The sequence below is a fragment of the Paracoccus sp. J55 genome, from assembly GCF_000513975.1.
GTDB lineage: Bacteria > Pseudomonadota > Alphaproteobacteria > Rhodobacterales > Rhodobacteraceae > Paracoccus.
The window spans coordinates 15,650-30,925 of the sequence record NZ_AZVA01000005.1; the positions used below are offsets into that span (position 1 = coordinate 15,650).

Consider the following 15,276-nt stretch of genomic DNA (forward strand, 5'->3'; position numbering starts at 1 on the left):
TCGACCGAAGCATAAGCCCGTCCCCTTGGCGGGGCAATTCACGAATCCGGAGGCAAGCCCATGGAAATGCAGGACGAGCGACAGGAGGCCGCGGCCTGGTTCCGGGAATTGCGCGACCGCATCGTCGCGGCCTTCGAGGCGCTGGAGGATCGCGGCCCCGGCTCGGCCCCGCCCGGCCGGTTCGAGATCCGCGAGACCAAGCGCGGCGAGGATGGCGGCGGCGGGCTGATGTCGGTGATGCGCGGCGGCCGGGTCTTCGAGAAGGTCGGCGTGAACTGGTCGGCGGTGCATGGCGAATTGTCCGCCGCGGCCCGGCAGGCCATGGCGGCGCGCGGCGTGCCGGGGATCGAGGCCGACCCGCGCTTCTGGGCCTCGGGCATCAGCCTGGTCGCGCATATGCAGAACCCGCATGCGCCGGCCGTCCACATGAACACGCGCATGTTCTGGACCCCCGGCGCCTGGTGGTTCGGCGGCGGCGCCGACCTGAACCCCTGCCTGGAAGTCGCCGAGGATACGGCACATTTTCACGAAACCCTGCGCGCAGCCTGCGCCCCGCATGGCGCGGATTACTACGACCGCTTCAAGGCCTGGGCGGAGGAGTATTTCTTTGTCCCGCATCGCGGACGGGCGCGCGGCGTCGGCGGCATCTTCTACGACGACCTGAACACGGGCGACTGGCGCGCGGATTTCGCCTTTACCCGGGCGGTGGGCGAGGCTTTCCTGCCGGCCTTCCTGCCCCTGGCCGAAAAGCGCATGGCCCAGCCCTGGGGCGAGGCGGAAAAGGACGCGCAGCTGATCCATCGCGGCCTCTATGCCGAATACAACCTGGTCTATGACCGCGGCACCAAGTTCGGCCTGGCGACCGGCCACGATCCCGAGGCGGTGCTGATGAGCCTGCCACCCATGGCGAAATGGGTCTGATGCCGGACTGGCCCGACCTCTACCTGATGCGGCACGGCCAGACCGAATGGAATGCCCAGGGGCGGATGCAGGGGCGGCTGGATTCGCCGCTGACGCCGCTGGGGCAGGCGCAGGCGCGCCGGCTGGCTTGGCTGGTGCGCGACCTGCGCGGCGTCGCGCGCTATGCCAGCACCGCCGGGCGGGCGCAGCAGACGGCGCGCATCGTCTTCGGTGGGCAGGACTTCCGCGCAGACGAACGGCTGCACGAGATCGACATCGGCGATTTCACCGGCAGGCTTTGGGAGGAGTTGCGCGCGACGCATCCCGCGATCTTCGGCTCCGGCGGGCTGGACTGGTATGACCGCGCGCCGGGGGGCGAGCATTTCGCCGGGTTGGAGGCGCGGGTGCGCGCCTTCCTGGACGATCTGACCGGGCCGGCGCTGATCGTCACCCATGGCATCACCCTGCGCATGCTGCGGCTGGTGGCGATGGACCTGCCGCTGCGGCGCCTGCCCGAGATGCCGGTCATGCAGGGCGCGCTGCATCTGGTCAGCCGCGGCCGGCACCGGGTCTTCTTCTAGGCGGCGCGCTCAGCCCTTCGGCGGCAGCGGCCGGGCCGGGTTGCCGACCACTGTGGCGCCCGGCGCCACGTCCCGGGTTACCACCGCGCCGGCGCCGACGATGGCGCCGTCGCCGATCGAGATGCCGGGCAGGACGACGGCGCCGCCGCCGATCCAGACATCGTCGCCGATGCTGATCGGCTTGCCCCATTCCTCGCCCCGGGCGCGGCTTTCACGGTCGCGCGGCCGGTCCTCGGTCAGCAATTGCACGGCGGTGCCGAACTGGCAGCGCGCGCCGATGCGGATTTCGCAGATATCCATGAAGAAACAGCCGTAATTCACGAAGCAATCCGGGCCGAAATGGATATGCTTGCCGTAATCGACATGGAAGGGGGCGCGGATCACCGCGCCGTTCCAGGTGCCCAGCAGCTGGGTCAGGGTGCGGGCGCGGGTCTTGTCGCCGATGATGGTGGCATTGTAGTCGCGCATCAGCCCCTGCGCGGTCTTGCGCATCGCCACCAGCTCGCCATCCCCGGGATGATAGGGCAGGCCGGCCAGCATGTCCTCGCGCGCGGTCAAATGAAGCCGAGCTCCAGGCGGGCCTCTTCGGACATCATGTCCATGCCCCATTGCGGCTGGAAGGTCATCTCGACATCGACCTGCTTGACGCCGGGCAGCGGCTCGACCGCATCGGCGACCCAGCCGGGCATCTCGCCCGCCACCGGACAGCCCGGCGCGGTCAGGGTCATGACGATGCGCACGGCGTTCTCATCGTTGATGTCGATCGTGTAGATCAGGCCCAGGTCGAAGATATTGACCGGGATTTCGGGGTCGTAGACCGTCTTGCAGGCCTCGACCACACTATCATAGAGGGGGTGATCCGTGGTCGAGGGCGCGATCAGCGGATCGCCTTCCTTGAGGTTTTCGGTGCTCATGCGGCGCGTCCTGTGGAATCTTGGCAATGATATAGGACTTGTGCCTTCCGGGGTCCAGTGCCGCCTAGAAGCGGAAGTTCAGCCGCCGTGCCAGGCCGATGCTGACCGAGGGCTGGCTGCGCGTCTCGACCAGGGGCGAATCGCCGGCGTCGCCCAGCAGGCGGCCATAGCTCAGCCGGCCCATCACCGCCGTGTCGGGCATGAATTCATAGCGCGCCTCGATGCTGACGCGGGCGATATAGGCGCCGCCGTCCGGATCATGCTCGGATCGGCCGGGGCGGGTCTCGCCGGGCGCCACGCCGAAATAGGTGCCGGTGAAATCGTCGTCGCCCAGGCCCAGCTCGGCGCCGGTCCAGAGCGTCAGCTTGTCGCTGGCCTCGAATCGGTATTTCGCGCCCAGCTCGCCCACCAGTCCGTGATGGCCGCCGAACCCCTTGCGGATGGCGCCGTAGCTGGTCAGATCGCCCATGCGCCAGGACAGTTTCACGCCGATCTCGCCGGCATAGCCGATATCGTCCATGCCGCGCAGGTCGTCGTGATCGTCGGCGTCGCGCTTGCCGACATAGTTCAGCGAGGGCAGGATCGAGAACCCGTCCGGCTGGTCGCGGTCGGCATCGGCGTTGCGCAGGATGAACCAGGGCGCGGCATCCAGATTGTCCGAGCCCATGAATGCCGGCCCGTATTTCAGCCCCAGGCCGGCATCGACCGAGAATTCGCGCCCCAGCGACTGCCCCAGCGCGGGCGAGGTCAGGGCGGTGGCGGCGAGAAGCGCGAGCGCGGCTATCCTGATCATGGCGAATCCCTGTCGAATTGCGCGTGACCCTGCGTCGAAAACCCGTTGCAGGGCAAGCGGCTTCTGACGGATTTCACGCGGATGACGGCCCGCTGTTGCGTTCAGGCCCGCTCGGCCTCCTCCAGCCGCTCCAGCGCCTCCATCCACAGGCTTTCCGCGCGCTGCATCGCCTCGCTGGCCTCGGCATGCTTGCGGCCCCAGGCTTCGGCCTTCTGCGCATCGTCATAGGTCGCGGGATCGGCCATGATGGCGTCCAGCTTTTCCAGCATGGCGGTCAGCTTCTCGACCCGCTCCTCGGCGCGCCTGGCCTCGGCGCGCAGCTCCAGGATCTTCTCGCGCGCGGGGCGTTTCGGCGCCGGCTTCGCTTCGGTTTTCGGCTCGGGCTTTTCCTCGCCGGCCAGCAGCATGCGGCGATAGTCGTCCAGGTCGCCCTGCCAGGGGCTGACCCCGCCCTGATCGACCAGCCACAGCCGGTCCGCGACCAGGTTCAGCAGGTGCATGTCGTGGCTGACCAGCACCACGGCGCCGGTATAGTCGTTCAATGCCTCGGTCAGCGCCTCGCGGCTCTCGATGTCCAGGTGGTTGGTCGGTTCGTCGAGGATCAGCAGATGCGGCGCGTCGATGGTGGCCAGCAGCAAGGACAGCCGCGCCTTCTGCCCGCCCGAGAGCTGGCCCACCCGGGTCTCGGCCTGCGCCTCCATCAATCCGAATCCGGCCAGCCGGGCGCGCAGCTTCGCCGGCGGCTCGTCCGGGCGCAGGCGGCGGACATGGGCGATGGGCGTCTCGTCCAGTTCCAGCTCATCGACCTGGTGCTGGGCGAAATAGCCGATGCGCAGCTTGCTTGATCGCGCGATCCGCCCCTCCATCGCCTCCAGCCGGCCGGCCAGCAGCTTCGACAGCGTAGACTTGCCCTGGCCGTTCCGGCCCAGCAGCGCGATGCTGTCGTCCTGGTCGATGCGCAGCGCCAGCCGCCGCAGCACCGCCCGCCCGTCATAGCCCACCGTCACCCCGTCCAGCGAGATGATGGGCGGCGACAGCTGGTCGGGCTGCGGAAAGCCGAAGCGGTGGAACTTGGCCTCTTCCGGGGCGGTGATCGGCTCCATCTTCTCCAGCATCTTGATACGGGCCTGGGCCTGGCGGGCCTTGGTGGCCTTGGCGCGGAAACGGTCGACGAAGCTTTGCAGATGCGCGCGGCGGGCGTCCTGCTTCTTCGCCTCGGCGGCCTGCAAGGCGCGTTTCTCGGCCCGGGTCCGCGCGAAGGTGTCGTAGCCGCCGGAATAGAGCACCAGCCTGCGCTCCTCGAGATGCAGGATATGGCCCACGGCGCGGTTCAGCAGGTCGCGGTCGTGGCTGATGACGATCACGGTATGCGGATAGCGCTGCAGATAGCTTTCCAGCCACAGCGCGCCTTCCAGGTCGAGGTAGTTGGTCGGCTCGTCCAGCAGCAGCAGGTCGGGCTGCGAGAACAGCACCCCGGCCAGCGCCACCCGCATCCGCCAGCCGCCGGAATAATCGGCGGTCGGCCGCGCCTGGTCCTCGGTCGAGAAGCCGAGGCCGCGCAGGATGGTCGCGGCCCGCGCCTCGGCCGACCAGGCGTCGATATCGGCCAGCCGGGTCTGGATCTCGGCGATGCGATGCGCGTCGGTGGCATCGGCGGATTCGGCCAGCAGCGCGGCGCGTTCGGTGTCGACCTCCAGCACCGTCTCCAGCACGCTGGTCGCGGTGCCCGGCGCCTCCTGCGCGACGCCGCCGATGCGGGCGCGGGGCGGCAGGGTGATGGCGCCGCCGTCAAGGCCCAGCTCTCCCCGGATCAGCCGGAACAGCGTGGTCTTGCCGGCGCCGTTCGGGCCGACCAGGCCGACCTTGTGCCCGTCCGGGATGGTGGCCGAGGCGTGCTCGAACAGCGGCCGTCCGGCGATGGAATAGGATATGTCGTCGATGCGCAGCATGCGCCCCCGCATGGCGCAAGCCGCGGCGGGCGTCAATGCCGTCATCGAAGGCCCCTGCCAGGGCGCGGGCCGGGGCCGCGCCGGCTTTTCAAGCGCCGCGGCGCGTGTTAACGGGGCGCGGATTTCCGGGCCATTGCGGCCGGAACAAGGAAAAGGACGACCCCCATGGCCATCGAACGCACGCTTTCGATCATCAAACCCGACGCCACCAAGCGCAACCTGACCGGCAAGATCAACGCCAAGTTCGAGGATGCCGGCCTGCGCATCATCGCGCAGAAGCGCATCCAGCTGACGCTGGCGCAAGCCGGCCAGTTCTATGCCGAGCACAAGGAACGCCCCTTCTACGGCGAACTCACCGAATTCATGACCTCCGAGCCGGTGGTGGTGCAGGTCCTGGAAGGCGAGGGCGCCATCCTGAAGAACCGCGAAGTCATGGGCGCGACCAACCCGGCCAATGCCGACGAGGGCACCATCCGCAAGGAATTCGCTCTCTCGGTCGGCGAAAACTCGGTCCACGGCTCGGACAGCCCCGAAGCTGCGGCGCGCGAGATCGCCTTCTTTTTCTCGGGCCTCGAACTGGTCGGCTGAGCCCGGCGTCTTCGCCCAAATACCCATCGCAAAAGGCCGCCCATCGAGGCGGCCTTTTTCTCACATCGCGCTTTCACCGTTTCCCAAATACTCAAAGCAAAGCGGGCCAATCGAGAGGCCTTTCCTATTGCCGCCGCGCGCTCAACTCGAACCCGATCTCGACCCCGAATCCCACGGTGCTTTCATCGGCATAGCCCGCGCCGATGCCGAAATCGCGGCGATCGACGCGCATCTGCCCTTGGGCCTGCGCCACATCATCCTGAAGCGTCAGCTCGAAGGGCAAATCGGCCTCGACCGTCTGGCCGGCGATGGTCAGCCGGCCATGCGCGACATGCGGCTGACCCTCGGCCGCGGGAGGCAGGATCTCGGCCTCGAAACGCGCGGCGGGATGGGCGGCGGCGTTCAGGAAATCCGGTCCCTTGGCCGCGTCGCTGATGGCGCCCAGCGTCAGCGAGGCGATGTCGACATCGACCGCCACCCGCCCGGTCCGGCTCTCAGGGTCATAGGCGATATCGGCCTGCCATTGCCCGAACTGCCCCGTGACCGCATTGCCGGCCTGCATGACCTCGATCTCCAGAGCGCCCTGTTCGACCGCCCAGCCCGATCCGGCCGCGGCCGCAGGGGCGGATGCGGTGGCGGGCGTCTCCTGCGCCTCCGGGGTGTCGGCCGGGATGAAGGCGACCCCCACCCAGACCGCCAGCCCCGCCAGGGCGGCCAGGACATGCGGCAGGAGGCCGGGCTGCGCGGCCGGGGGCTCGGGCGCGCGTTCGGGATTGCCGGCCATGCGGCGCATGGTGCCGTCGCGGTCGATGATCGCGTGCTTCAGCGCCCCCGCGACATGCAGCAGGATCAGCCCGGCCAGCAGCCACCAGCCGAATTCGTGGAAGGCCGCGAAGCGCCCGGACAGCGCCGCGTCCTCGGGAACGAAGGGCAGGCGCTGGCCGAAGGGCCAGAGGATGCGGGCAAAGCCGCCCGGCGCCGCGGAATGCAGAAGCCAGCCCGACAGCGGCATGACGACCATGCCGATCCACATCGCCCAATGCACGACCTCGGCGCCGAAGCTTTCCAGCCACCGCTCGGGGTGCAGCGGGCGCGGCTTCGGCTGGGTCAGCGTCCACAGCAGGCGCAGCGCGGCGAGGGCCAGCGCCGCCATGCCCACGGTCTTGTGCACGGAATAGGCGGTGAAGATCGCCTGCAGCTGCGTTTCCCCGCCCTCGGGCAGGTTGTCCGCGTAAAGCCCGATGGCGATGGCGGCCAGGATCAGCACCGCGACCGTCCAGTGGAACATGCGGGCGACCCAGCCATAGGCGCGGGCGGTATTGCTGGCTTTCATCGGATTTCCCCCATCGCTTCGCGCCAATGGCGCCGGCAGAGCGAGACATAGGTTTCATTGCCGCCGATCTGCACCTGCGCGCCCTCGCGCAACGCACGGCCCTGTTCGTCCTGGCGCACGACCATGGTGGCCTTGCGCCCGCAATGGCAGATGGTGCGCACCTCGCGCAGGTCGTCGGCCAGCGCCAGCAGCGCCGCCGAGCCGGGGAACAGCCGGCCGCGGAAATCGACCCGCAGCCCGTAGCACATCACCGGCTGGCCAAGGTCGTCGGCGACGCGGGCCAGCTGCCAGACCTGCTCCTCGGTCAGGAACTGCGCCTCGTCGACGAAGATGCAGGCGGCGCCGCGGCCCCGGGCTTCGATCAGGGCGAAAAGATCGGCTTCGGGGGTGAAACCCAGCGCGGATTCGGCGATGCCGATGCGGCTGGCGATCTGGCCGGGGCCGGCGCGGTCGTCCAGCGCCGCGGTCAGAAGCAGCGTCGCCATGCCGCGTTCGCGATAATTGTAGGACGCCTGCAGCAAGAGCGTGCTCTTGCCGGCATTCATCGTGGAATAATGAAAATAAAGCTTGGCCATGCCGGGAGATAGCCGGGCCGGGCCGGGGGTCGCAAGCCGCCGCGACATGGCGGCGGCTCACGTTTGCGCGTATCGCGGCGGAATCAGGCCCGCTGCGCCGTTTTCGGTGCGCGCGAGGGGCGCCGGGCCGGGCGCTTGCGCGCCGCGCCTTGCGCCGGGCGGCCCGCCGGGCCGCCGCGTTCGCGGATCTTGGCCGCCTCGAAGGGCTCTTCGCCGCCGACCACGGCGATCTTGGCCTTCATCGCCTTCTCGATGGCGCGCAGCTCGCCGATCTCGGCGGGCGAGCAGAAGGCGATGGCGCGGCCGTCGCGCCCGGCGCGGGCGGTGCGGCCGATGCGGTGGACGTAGTTTTCCGGCACGTTGGGCAGGTCGTAGTTATAGACATGCGCCACCTCGGGAATGTCGAGGCCGCGCGCAGCCACGTCGGTCGCGACCAGAACCTTGGTGTCGCCGGCGCGGAAGCTGGCCAAGGCGCGCTCGCGCTGGCCCTGGCTCTTGTTGCCGTGGATCGCGGCGACCTTGTAGCCCCATTTCTCCAAAAGCTTCGACAGCTTTTCCGAGCCGTGCTTGGTGCGGCCGAAGACGATGGCCAGCTCGTCCACATGCTTGGACAGGTATTCCGCCAGCAGCGTCGCCTTGTCGCCCTGGTTGACGAAATGCACGCCCTGGTCGATCTTGGCCGCCGCCTGGCCGGGCGGGTTCACCGCCACGCGCAGCGGATCGTTCAGGTAGCTGTCGGCCAGCTCCTCCATCAGCTTCGGCATGGTGGCCGAGAACAGCAGCGTCTGGCGCTCGCGCGGCAGCATCTTGGCGATGCGGCGCAGCGCGTGGATGAAGCCGATGTCCAGCATCTGGTCGGCCTCGTCCAGAACCAGGTATTTGGTCTGCGACAGGTCCACGGCGCCGCGCTCGATCAGGTCGATCAGCCGGCCCGGCGTCGCGATCAGCACGTCGACGCCGCGCTCAAGCCGCTGGACCTGCACGTTGATCGAGGCGCCGCCGACGACGCGGAACTGCCGGATCGGCGTGCCGACGGCATAGTTGTCGATGTTCTCGGCGATCTGGGTCGCCAGCTCGCGGGTCGGCGCCAGGATCAGCGCCCGGCAGGTCCGGGGCTCGGGCTTGCGGCCGATGTTCAGCAGCCGGGTCAGCATCGGCAGGCCGAAGGCCGCCGTCTTGCCGGTGCCGGTCTGGGCAAGGCCCAGGAGGTCGCGGCCCTCGACGATGCCGGGGATGGATTTCTCCTGGATGGGCGAGGGCGTCTCGATGCCCAGGCCCGGCAGGTTGATCGCCACGCGCGCATCGATCCCCATGCGGGTGAAGGCGGTGTCGATCTCGGGGATGGCGCGGCGGATGAATTTCTCCTCCGGCTCTGCACGGTGTCGGCGGTGGTTGGTGTTGGGTTTGTCGTTGCGGAAACGCGGCTTGCCGCCTTGCTGGGCGCGGGGATTGCCCGAACGGTTCGGGCGGGTGGTCTCGTTGGTCATAACATCTTTCGGCCAGGTCGCCCGCGTATCGGCGCGCATGGCTGGTGCCGTGCAAGGCGCACGGCTGGTTGCGAGGGGCGGGCGTGGATACGGTGATGCCCGCAGCCTCCCCGCGTGAATGGGAAACTGAAAAATCGGTGCCGACCTTGGCGCAAGGGCGCCGGCTGCTCACGCGGCAGCGGGCGGCAACTTGTCGCAAATGAGGGTTCGGGCTGCGAAAGTCAAGCGCGTTCTGCGGAATCCATCCAGATCGTCACCGGGCCGTCATTGACCAGCGACACCTTCATGTCCGCGCCGAAGGCACCGGTCTCGACCGGCAGGCCCAGCTCGCGCAGCGCCTCGGCAAAGCGCAGATACAGCGCCTCGCCGCGCTCGGGCGCCTCGGCGGTGGAGAATCCGGGGCGGTTTCCGGTGCGGGTGTCGGCGGCCAGCGTGAACTGGCTGACCACCAGCACCGCGCCGCCGGTGTCCACGACCGAGCGGTTCATCTTGCCGGCCTCATCGCGGAAGATGCGCAGCTTGGCCACGCGCGCGGCCAGCTTCGCGGCCGCGTCGTCGGGGTCGCCCTGCATGGCGCAGACCAAGACCAGAAGGCCCGGCCCGATGCGGCCGATGCTGCGGCCCTCGACCGTGACCTCGGCTTCCGAGACCCTCTGGATCAGCGCCCGCATCTCACTTGCCCAGCATGATGCCAAGGACGACCAGCATCAGCCCCAGGACCGAGGCCGCGAGTGCCGCCATGTTCACCGCCACGACCTTGCGCATGGCGGCGCGCATTTCGGCATCGTCGTTGATCCGCGCCTTGGCCCGCGCAGCGGTCAGGATGCACCAGGCCAGCGCCACCAGCCCGACCACCGTCAGCGCGGTTCCGCCCCAGATCAGCCCGTCCCAGATCGTCATGTTTTCGCCTCCGTCTGCCGCTGACGGCCTAGCGGCGATTGCACCCGCCCGCAAGACCGCCTAGACCCGCGCCAAAACCCGAAGGAGCGGAACATGCAGGACGACAACGCCTATGGCATCGCCGCCGGCGAGCTGCGCCAGTTCATCGAGCAATACGAGCAGCTCGAGGCGGAAAAGAAGGACGTGACCGAGCAGCAGAAGGAGCTGATGGCCGAGGCCAAGGCGCGCGGCTACGACACCAAGGTCATGCGCAAGGTCATCGCGCTGCGCAAGCGCGACAAGGACGACATCGCCGAGGAAGAGGCGATCCTGGAAATGTACAAGGCCGCGCTCGGCATGGCCTGACGCCGCGAGGCGCGCGCAAGCGGGGGCCGGGCGACCGGCCCTTTTTCATGCGCGGGTTCATGCGCTCAGGGGGTGATGAACTCGATCCCCGGCAGGGCGGCGATCTCGGCCATGTCGGCGTCATAGGCGGCGGTGATGCGGTCCACCAGGTCCTGCGTCCAGCCGGGCAGGTTCAGCTGCACCTCGATCTGCTCGGGCAGGGCGTATTTCTCCAGCGCGGCGGCAAAGATCCGGCGGCGGCTCCTGACGGTCAGCCGCTCTTCCTGCGCCATCGCGTCGCGGATCATGCGGATGCCGTCCGGATGCAGGATGTCGCCCAGGATCTGCAGCCCGGCCTTGAGCGGCACGTCCGCCGGCATGGTCGAGATGCGGCGCACCACCTCGGGCCAGATCAGCGAGGTGTCCTCGTGGCACCAGACCACCAGCCGCCGGTCGGGCAGGGCGGCCAGGATGCGCCGGATCGCCGGGGCCCAACGCAGCGCCTCGGGATCGACCCCGCCCATCAGCTCGGCATAGGTGCCGCTGCCCTCCTGCGACAGGATGAAGGGGATCAGCGTGGCCGGGTTCTTCAGCGCCATGAAGAACTCGATCTCGGCGCTGGGGAACAGATTGGCCAGCGCCGCCATCTTCTCGCCCGCCGCGACATAGAGCCCCTCGGGCGAGATGGCCCGCGCCGCCTTGCCCAGGAAGGTGGGCGTGCTGCAGATGATGCGGCGCGGATCGTCCAGGTCCAGGATGGCGTCCAGCATGACCTGCTCCATCTCGGCCGTGGCCGGGCCGCCCCTCAGCGCGTTCAGCGCCTCGTTGAACACGTCGCGATGGCGGTTCGGCGTCACCGGCTCGACCCCGTTGCGCAGCAACCAGTCCCGGTTTTGCAACAGTGTCTTGACCATGCGGTAAAGATCGGTGCCGTGAACCCCGCAATGAAAGACGACCTGCATGCGCGCGCAACTCCCGACTCGTTTCCGGCGGCACAGTAATCAGCAATCCGGATCAGGAAAACCACCTGCTTGCAGGCCGGCCGGAATGCGATTCGGTAATTAGGACGACTTGCCCCGTCGTCATTGCGCAATCGCCATATGTCTTTCCAGATCAATCTGTTGAAAGGTTTCCTTTAAATAAGTTAACCTTACGTCACCTTGCAAATTTCTGCCTGATGCATTGATCCCGTCCGGGGTATTGGCAATAATATTTCAAAGGCATCGGCGCTGGTGCAATTTATTCTAAAGGGTTTTTGGGGAAAGAGCGCAGTAAAAACATGGAAGTGCTGAAAGACATGGAGGTCATCCTTGCGGCGCGCTCGGTGCAGGCCGTCTGGCAACATTATGTCGAACGGCTGACCGACCTGGGCTTCCCGAATGTTGCCTATCGCGCGGTGCGGATACTCGAGGCTTCTTGCGACCGGATGCGTGACGACAGCCTCGTGCTGTCCAGCTATTCGCCGCACCTTTGGCATGAGCTGGTCTCGCTGGACCTGGTCGAGAGCCTGCCGATGCATCTGTGGCTGGTCGGCAACCAGGGAAGCGAAAGCTGGGACTGGATGCACCAGCGCCGCCTGGCCGGCCGGCTGACCCGGTGCGAGGAGCGGGCGCTGGACCTGTTCGCGCGCTACGGCCATGTCGCGGGCTATGCCATCGGCCTCGGCGACAGGGTCGAGCGCATCCGCGCCGGTATCATCCTCGGCGGTCCGATCGGGATGCGGCAGGACAAGCTCGACGAGCTCTGGTCGCAGCATGGCCGGATGATCGAGGCGGTGAGCGGGCTGATGCATCTGCGGCTCTCGAGCCTGCCCTATGCCGAGCCCGACTGCGTGCTGACCCTGCGCCAGCGCGAGGTTTTGGAATGCATCTCGGTCGGCCGCACCACCCAGGAAATCGCCGAGCTGCTGGACGTCACCCCGGCCACGGTCGAGAAGCATCTGCGCCTGGCGCGCAAGGCGCTGGGGGCAAGGACCACGGCGCAGGCCATCCTGCTGGCTACCAGCCGCAAGCAGATCTTTGTCGATCACGGCGCGCCCCGCTCGTCGGTGGCCCGGGCCTCCGCCGCATCGCTGCAGGATGGGGCGCGGCTCGAGCCCTGGCACGCGCCGGGCCTGCATCCGCCCGGGCATCTGCAGCGGGCCCTGAACAGCGACGGCTGACCGCCGCCGCGCCGTGGCCAGCCGGGCCGCGCAATGCAAGACGCCGGTCCCGCGGGGCCGGCGTCTTTCGTTCTGCGTCAGGGGCGGGATCAGGCGCCGGCGCGGGTCTTGGCGACCTCGGCAGCGAAATCCTCTTCCTTCTTCTCGATGCCTTCGCCGACCATCACCCGGGCATAGCCGGTGATCTCGACGCCGGCTTCTTTCGCGGCCTGCTCGACGGTGACGTCGGGATTGACCACGAAGGGCTGGCCCAGCAGCGTGTTCTCGGCCACGAACTTCTTCATCCGGCCGGGGATGATGTTGTTCTGGATCACGGCCTCGGGCTTCGGCTTGGCCGAGGCGGCATTCTCTTCCAGGGCCTTGGCGGTCTGCACTTCCAGCTCGCGCGCCAGCAGCGCCGGGTCCAGCGTGGCTTCCGACAGCGAGACCGGGTTGGTCGCGGCGATATGCATGGCGAACTGCTTGCCGATCGCCTGCGCCTTCTCGGCATCGCCCTTCAGCGCCACCAGCACGCCGATCTTGCCCAGGCCCTCGGCCGCGGCGTTATGGACGTAAGAGACGACGGTATCGCCTTCCAGCGCATGCATCCGGCGCAGGGTCATGTTCTCGCCGATGCGGGCGATGGCGTCGGTCAGCACGTCGGCGACCGGCTTGCCGTTCAGATGCGTGGCCCGCAGCACCTCGACATCGGTGGCGGTTTCCAGCGCCACGGCGGTGATTTCGCGCACCAGCTGCTGGAAATCGGCGTTCTTGGCGACGAAGTCGGTTTCCGAGTTGATCTCGACCGCGACGCCACGGCCAGCCTTGACCTGCACCCCGATCAGACCCTCGGCGGCGACGCGGTCGGCCTTCTTGGCGGCTTTCGCCAGGCCCTTGGTGCGCAGCCAGTCGATGGCGGCTTGCATGTCGCCGCCGGTTTCGGTCAGCGCCTTCTTGGCGTCCATCATGCCCGCGCCGGTCGTCTCGCGCAGGTCCTTCACCATCGCAGCGGTGATAGCCATTCGGGTGTCTCCTTGCTTTTCAATGCGTCAGGCGGGGTTTATCCCCGCCTGATGAACGTTCCGTAAACCCCTTGCGGAGTGCCGGGCCCGGGGCTCGGGCCCCTCCGAAATCAGGCTTGGGCGGCTTCTTCGGCGGTCTCGCCGGCCAGCTCTTCCTCGACGCCGGCTTCCAGCGCGCCCAGGTCCACGCCGGCGGCGCCCATCTGGGCGGTCATGCCGTCCAGCGCGGCGCGCGAGGCCAGGTCGCAATACAGCGCGATGGCGCGGGCGGCGTCGTCATTGCCCGGAATGATGTAGTCGACGCCCTTGGGCGAGCAGTTGGTATCGACCACGGCGACGACCGGGATGCCCAGCTTCTTGGCTTCCAGGATGGCCAGGTCTTCCTTGTTCACGTCGATGACGAACAGCAGGTCCGGCAGGCCGCCCATTTCGCGGATGCCGCCCAGCGAGGCCTGCAGCTTGGCCTGCTCGCGCTCCATCTGCAGCCGCTCTTTCTTGGTCAGGCCCTCGGCGCCCGAGGACAGCGTCTCGTCGAGCGCCTTCAGGCGCTGGATCGACTGCGAGACGGTCTTCCAGTTGGTCAGCGTGCCGCCCAGCCAGCGGTGGTTCATGTAATACTGGGCCGATTTCTCGGCGGCCTCGGCCACGGCCTTCTGGGCCTGGCGCTTGGTGCCGACGAACAGAACCCGGCCGCCCTTGGCGACGGTGTCGCGCACGACCTGCAGCGCCGCGTCCAGCATCGGCACGGTCTGGGTCAGGTCGACGATGTGGATGCCGTTGCGTTCACCATAGATGAACTCGGCCATGCGGGGGTTCCAGCGCTGGGTCTGGTGGCCGTAATGAACGCCAGCTTCAAGCAGCTGACGCATGGAGAATTCGGGAAGCGCCATGTCCATGTCCTTTCCGGTTTGCGCCTTGGCGGGGCTTTCAGGGGCTAGCCCCAACCGGTGGACCGTCGAAGGATGTCTCCCTCCGGGGCCCGACCCCGCCTGTGAAGTGCGCGCGAAATAGTCCCTTCCCGCCGCGAATGCAAGCCCCGGCGGCGGGAAATGCGCCGGCCCGCGCAAGAAACCCGCAGGGATGAGGGATCGCCGGGTGGTTCGGGCACGCGCGTCAACCGAAGCTTAATTCTTCTGCGCCATCTTGCAAGCAACGGTTCGGATTCGGAGGACGGCATGGAACGACGACGGTGTGGTGGCAGGGGCCCGAGATGGCGCTGACGGTGCTGGTCCAGCATGCCAACAGCGAACTGCGCGAGCAGGTGGCCGCTATGCTGGAGGCGGCCGGGATGGTGGTGCGGCGGGCCGCCGACGGCGCCGAGGGGCTGGCCGCGCTGGAGGCGGGTCCGGCGGACGCCATCCTGACCGGCCTCAACATGCCGCAGCTGGACGGTTTCGGCTTCATCGAGGCGGTGCGGCGCCACGACCGGCTGCGGGCGATCCCGATCCTGGTCATGGCGGTCTCGGCCGCGCCCGAGCTCAAGACCCGCGCCCGCAATGCCGGGGCTGCGGGCTGGCTGCCGCATCCGCTCGACCCCGCCCGGCTGGTCGAGACGGTGCGCATCGTCACCGCCTGACCGGCCACGCCAAGCTTGCGCCCGCGCCCGTGAGGCGCTACGGAACGGGCAGGATGCCGGTTTAGCTCAGCTGGTAGAGCAGCTGATTTGTAATCAGAAGGTCGCGGGTTCGATTCCTGCAACCGGCACCAAGATCCAGTTGCGGACGGGCCGCCGTCCGGCCGGCATCCTTGACGGTTTCTCGTGCATTCGCG

Annotated in this window: 18 protein-coding genes and 1 tRNA gene; 7 read left to right on the forward strand and 12 right to left on the reverse strand. The window is 68.1% G+C overall.

Annotation, left to right across the window (positions count from 1 at the left end):
* Positions 1-60: 60 nt before the first annotated feature.
* Positions 61-921: an oxygen-dependent coproporphyrinogen oxidase gene (gene hemF / locus PARJ55_RS0106455; protein ID WP_028712283.1), complete on the forward strand. Its 861-nt coding sequence runs from the start codon at positions 61-63 to the stop codon at positions 919-921.
* Complete coding sequence (locus tag PARJ55_RS0106460) at positions 921-1,481, forward strand: histidine phosphatase family protein (RefSeq protein WP_036698116.1); 561 nt, start codon at positions 921-923, stop codon at positions 1,479-1,481. Before hemF ends, PARJ55_RS0106460 begins: the two co-directional genes overlap by 1 nt.
* Positions 1,482-1,490: 9 nt before the next feature.
* On the opposite strand, the gene PARJ55_RS0106465 is transcribed toward PARJ55_RS0106460, so the two are convergent.
* The 4 genes from PARJ55_RS0106465 to PARJ55_RS0106480 form a co-directional block, all read right to left on the reverse strand.
* On the reverse strand, positions 1,491-2,039 hold the full coding sequence (locus tag PARJ55_RS0106465; protein WP_028712285.1) for a sugar O-acetyltransferase: 549 nt from the start codon (positions 2,037-2,039) through the stop codon (positions 1,491-1,493).
* Complete coding sequence (locus PARJ55_RS0106470; RefSeq protein ID WP_024845409.1) at positions 2,036-2,395, reverse strand: SUF system Fe-S cluster assembly protein; 360 nt, start codon at positions 2,393-2,395, stop codon at positions 2,036-2,038. Before PARJ55_RS0106470 ends, PARJ55_RS0106465 begins: the two co-directional genes overlap by 4 nt.
* A gap of 64 nt (positions 2,396-2,459) precedes the next feature.
* On the reverse strand, positions 2,460-3,188 hold the full coding sequence (locus tag PARJ55_RS0106475) for a MipA/OmpV family protein (RefSeq protein ID WP_028712286.1): 729 nt from the start codon (positions 3,186-3,188) through the stop codon (positions 2,460-2,462).
* Positions 3,189-3,289: 101 nt separating this feature from the next.
* The gene (locus PARJ55_RS0106480) at positions 3,290-5,137 is read right to left on the reverse strand and encodes an ABC-F family ATP-binding cassette domain-containing protein (protein ID WP_028712287.1); all 1,848 of its coding nucleotides are present in this window, start codon (positions 5,135-5,137) and stop codon (positions 3,290-3,292) included.
* A 165-nt stretch (positions 5,138-5,302) separates the two neighbouring features.
* Between PARJ55_RS0106480 and ndk the strand changes: the two genes are divergently transcribed.
* A complete protein-coding gene (gene ndk / locus PARJ55_RS0106485) occupies positions 5,303-5,725 on the forward strand; it encodes a nucleoside-diphosphate kinase (RefSeq protein ID WP_028712288.1) in 423 nt (140 codons plus the stop codon).
* A 124-nt stretch (positions 5,726-5,849) separates the two neighbouring features.
* Here the strand turns inward: ndk and PARJ55_RS0106490 are convergent, their stop codons facing one another.
* From PARJ55_RS0106490 to PARJ55_RS0106510, 5 genes are all read right to left on the reverse strand, one after another.
* Positions 5,850-7,058, reverse strand: a complete 1,209-nt coding sequence (locus PARJ55_RS0106490) for a cytochrome b/b6 domain-containing protein (RefSeq protein WP_028712289.1) — start codon at positions 7,056-7,058, stop codon at positions 5,850-5,852.
* The gene (locus PARJ55_RS0106495) at positions 7,055-7,633 is read right to left on the reverse strand and encodes a thymidine kinase (protein ID WP_028712290.1); all 579 of its coding nucleotides are present in this window, start codon (positions 7,631-7,633) and stop codon (positions 7,055-7,057) included. The genes PARJ55_RS0106490 and PARJ55_RS0106495 overlap by 4 nt, the downstream gene beginning before the upstream one ends.
* A gap of 83 nt (positions 7,634-7,716) precedes the next feature.
* Positions 7,717-9,120: a DEAD/DEAH box helicase gene (locus tag PARJ55_RS0106500; protein WP_230377370.1), complete on the reverse strand. Its 1,404-nt coding sequence runs from the start codon at positions 9,118-9,120 to the stop codon at positions 7,717-7,719.
* A gap of 221 nt (positions 9,121-9,341) precedes the next feature.
* Positions 9,342-9,791, reverse strand: a complete 450-nt coding sequence (dtd, locus tag PARJ55_RS0106505) for a D-aminoacyl-tRNA deacylase (RefSeq protein WP_028712292.1) — start codon at positions 9,789-9,791, stop codon at positions 9,342-9,344.
* Position 9,792: 1 nt separating this feature from the next.
* Positions 9,793-10,020, reverse strand: a complete 228-nt coding sequence (locus PARJ55_RS0106510; RefSeq protein WP_028712293.1) for a hypothetical protein — start codon at positions 10,018-10,020, stop codon at positions 9,793-9,795.
* A 93-nt stretch (positions 10,021-10,113) separates the two neighbouring features.
* Here PARJ55_RS0106510 and PARJ55_RS0106515 point away from each other — a divergent pair, with 93 nt between their 5' ends.
* Positions 10,114-10,365 carry a DUF2312 domain-containing protein gene (locus PARJ55_RS0106515; protein WP_028712294.1) on the forward strand — a complete coding sequence of 84 codons (252 nt, stop codon included), beginning with the start codon at positions 10,114-10,116 and terminating at the stop codon, positions 10,363-10,365.
* 65 nt (positions 10,366-10,430) lie between these two features.
* Here the strand turns inward: PARJ55_RS0106515 and PARJ55_RS0106520 are convergent, their stop codons facing one another.
* Positions 10,431-11,306, reverse strand: coding sequence for a hypothetical protein (locus PARJ55_RS0106520; RefSeq protein WP_028712295.1), 876 nt, complete (start codon positions 11,304-11,306; stop codon positions 10,431-10,433).
* A 317-nt stretch (positions 11,307-11,623) separates the two neighbouring features.
* Between PARJ55_RS0106520 and PARJ55_RS21565 the strand changes: the two genes are divergently transcribed.
* Positions 11,624-12,505, forward strand: coding sequence for a LuxR family transcriptional regulator (locus PARJ55_RS21565; RefSeq protein ID WP_084637791.1), 882 nt, complete (start codon positions 11,624-11,626; stop codon positions 12,503-12,505).
* An 89-nt stretch (positions 12,506-12,594) separates the two neighbouring features.
* Here PARJ55_RS21565 and tsf read toward each other — a convergent pair whose 3' ends face one another.
* Together tsf and rpsB are read right to left on the reverse strand one after the other, a co-directional pair.
* Positions 12,595-13,506, reverse strand: coding sequence for a translation elongation factor Ts (gene tsf, locus PARJ55_RS0106530; RefSeq protein WP_028712296.1), 912 nt, complete (start codon positions 13,504-13,506; stop codon positions 12,595-12,597).
* 110 nt (positions 13,507-13,616) lie between these two features.
* On the reverse strand, positions 13,617-14,402 hold the full coding sequence (rpsB, locus tag PARJ55_RS0106535) for a 30S ribosomal protein S2 (protein ID WP_084637792.1): 786 nt from the start codon (positions 14,400-14,402) through the stop codon (positions 13,617-13,619).
* A 314-nt stretch (positions 14,403-14,716) separates the two neighbouring features.
* On the opposite strand from rpsB, the gene PARJ55_RS0106540 reads away from it, so the two are divergent.
* Both PARJ55_RS0106540 and PARJ55_RS0106545 read left to right on the forward strand, forming a co-directional pair.
* Positions 14,717-15,082: a response regulator gene (locus tag PARJ55_RS0106540; RefSeq protein ID WP_028712298.1), complete on the forward strand. Its 366-nt coding sequence runs from the start codon at positions 14,717-14,719 to the stop codon at positions 15,080-15,082.
* A 55-nt stretch (positions 15,083-15,137) separates the two neighbouring features.
* Positions 15,138-15,213 (forward strand) — tRNA-Thr (locus tag PARJ55_RS0106545).
* Positions 15,214-15,276: the final 63 nt, after the last annotated feature.

Coding starts and splice junctions, on each gene's coding strand:
- hemF (WP_028712283.1), top strand. CDS start 61: ATGGAAATGCAGGACGAGCGACAGGAGGCCGCGGCCTGGTTCCGGGAA.
- PARJ55_RS0106460 (WP_036698116.1), top strand. CDS start 921: ATGCCGGACTGGCCCGACCTCTACCTGATGCGGCACGGCCAGACCGAA.
- PARJ55_RS0106470 (WP_024845409.1), bottom strand. CDS start 2,395: ATGAGCACCGAAAACCTCAAGGAAGGCGATCCGCTGATCGCGCCCTCG.
- PARJ55_RS0106475 (WP_028712286.1), bottom strand. CDS start 3,188: ATGATCAGGATAGCCGCGCTCGCGCTTCTCGCCGCCACCGCCCTGACC.
- PARJ55_RS0106480 (WP_028712287.1), bottom strand. CDS start 5,137: ATGCTGCGCATCGACGACATATCCTATTCCATCGCCGGACGGCCGCTG.
- ndk (WP_028712288.1), top strand. CDS start 5,303: ATGGCCATCGAACGCACGCTTTCGATCATCAAACCCGACGCCACCAAG.
- PARJ55_RS0106490 (WP_028712289.1), bottom strand. CDS start 7,058: ATGAAAGCCAGCAATACCGCCCGCGCCTATGGCTGGGTCGCCCGCATG.
- PARJ55_RS0106495 (WP_028712290.1), bottom strand. CDS start 7,633: ATGGCCAAGCTTTATTTTCATTATTCCACGATGAATGCCGGCAAGAGC.
- PARJ55_RS0106500 (WP_230377370.1), bottom strand. CDS start 9,120: ATGACCAACGAGACCACCCGCCCGAACCGTTCGGGCAATCCCCGCGCC.
- dtd (WP_028712292.1), bottom strand. CDS start 9,791: ATGCGGGCGCTGATCCAGAGGGTCTCGGAAGCCGAGGTCACGGTCGAG.
- PARJ55_RS0106510 (WP_028712293.1), bottom strand. CDS start 10,020: ATGACGATCTGGGACGGGCTGATCTGGGGCGGAACCGCGCTGACGGTG.
- PARJ55_RS0106515 (WP_028712294.1), top strand. CDS start 10,114: ATGCAGGACGACAACGCCTATGGCATCGCCGCCGGCGAGCTGCGCCAG.
- PARJ55_RS0106520 (WP_028712295.1), bottom strand. CDS start 11,306: ATGCAGGTCGTCTTTCATTGCGGGGTTCACGGCACCGATCTTTACCGC.
- PARJ55_RS21565 (WP_084637791.1), top strand. CDS start 11,624: ATGGAAGTGCTGAAAGACATGGAGGTCATCCTTGCGGCGCGCTCGGTG.
- tsf (WP_028712296.1), bottom strand. CDS start 13,506: ATGGCTATCACCGCTGCGATGGTGAAGGACCTGCGCGAGACGACCGGC.
- rpsB (WP_084637792.1), bottom strand. CDS start 14,402: ATGGACATGGCGCTTCCCGAATTCTCCATGCGTCAGCTGCTTGAAGCT.
- PARJ55_RS0106540 (WP_028712298.1), top strand. CDS start 14,717: ATGGCGCTGACGGTGCTGGTCCAGCATGCCAACAGCGAACTGCGCGAG.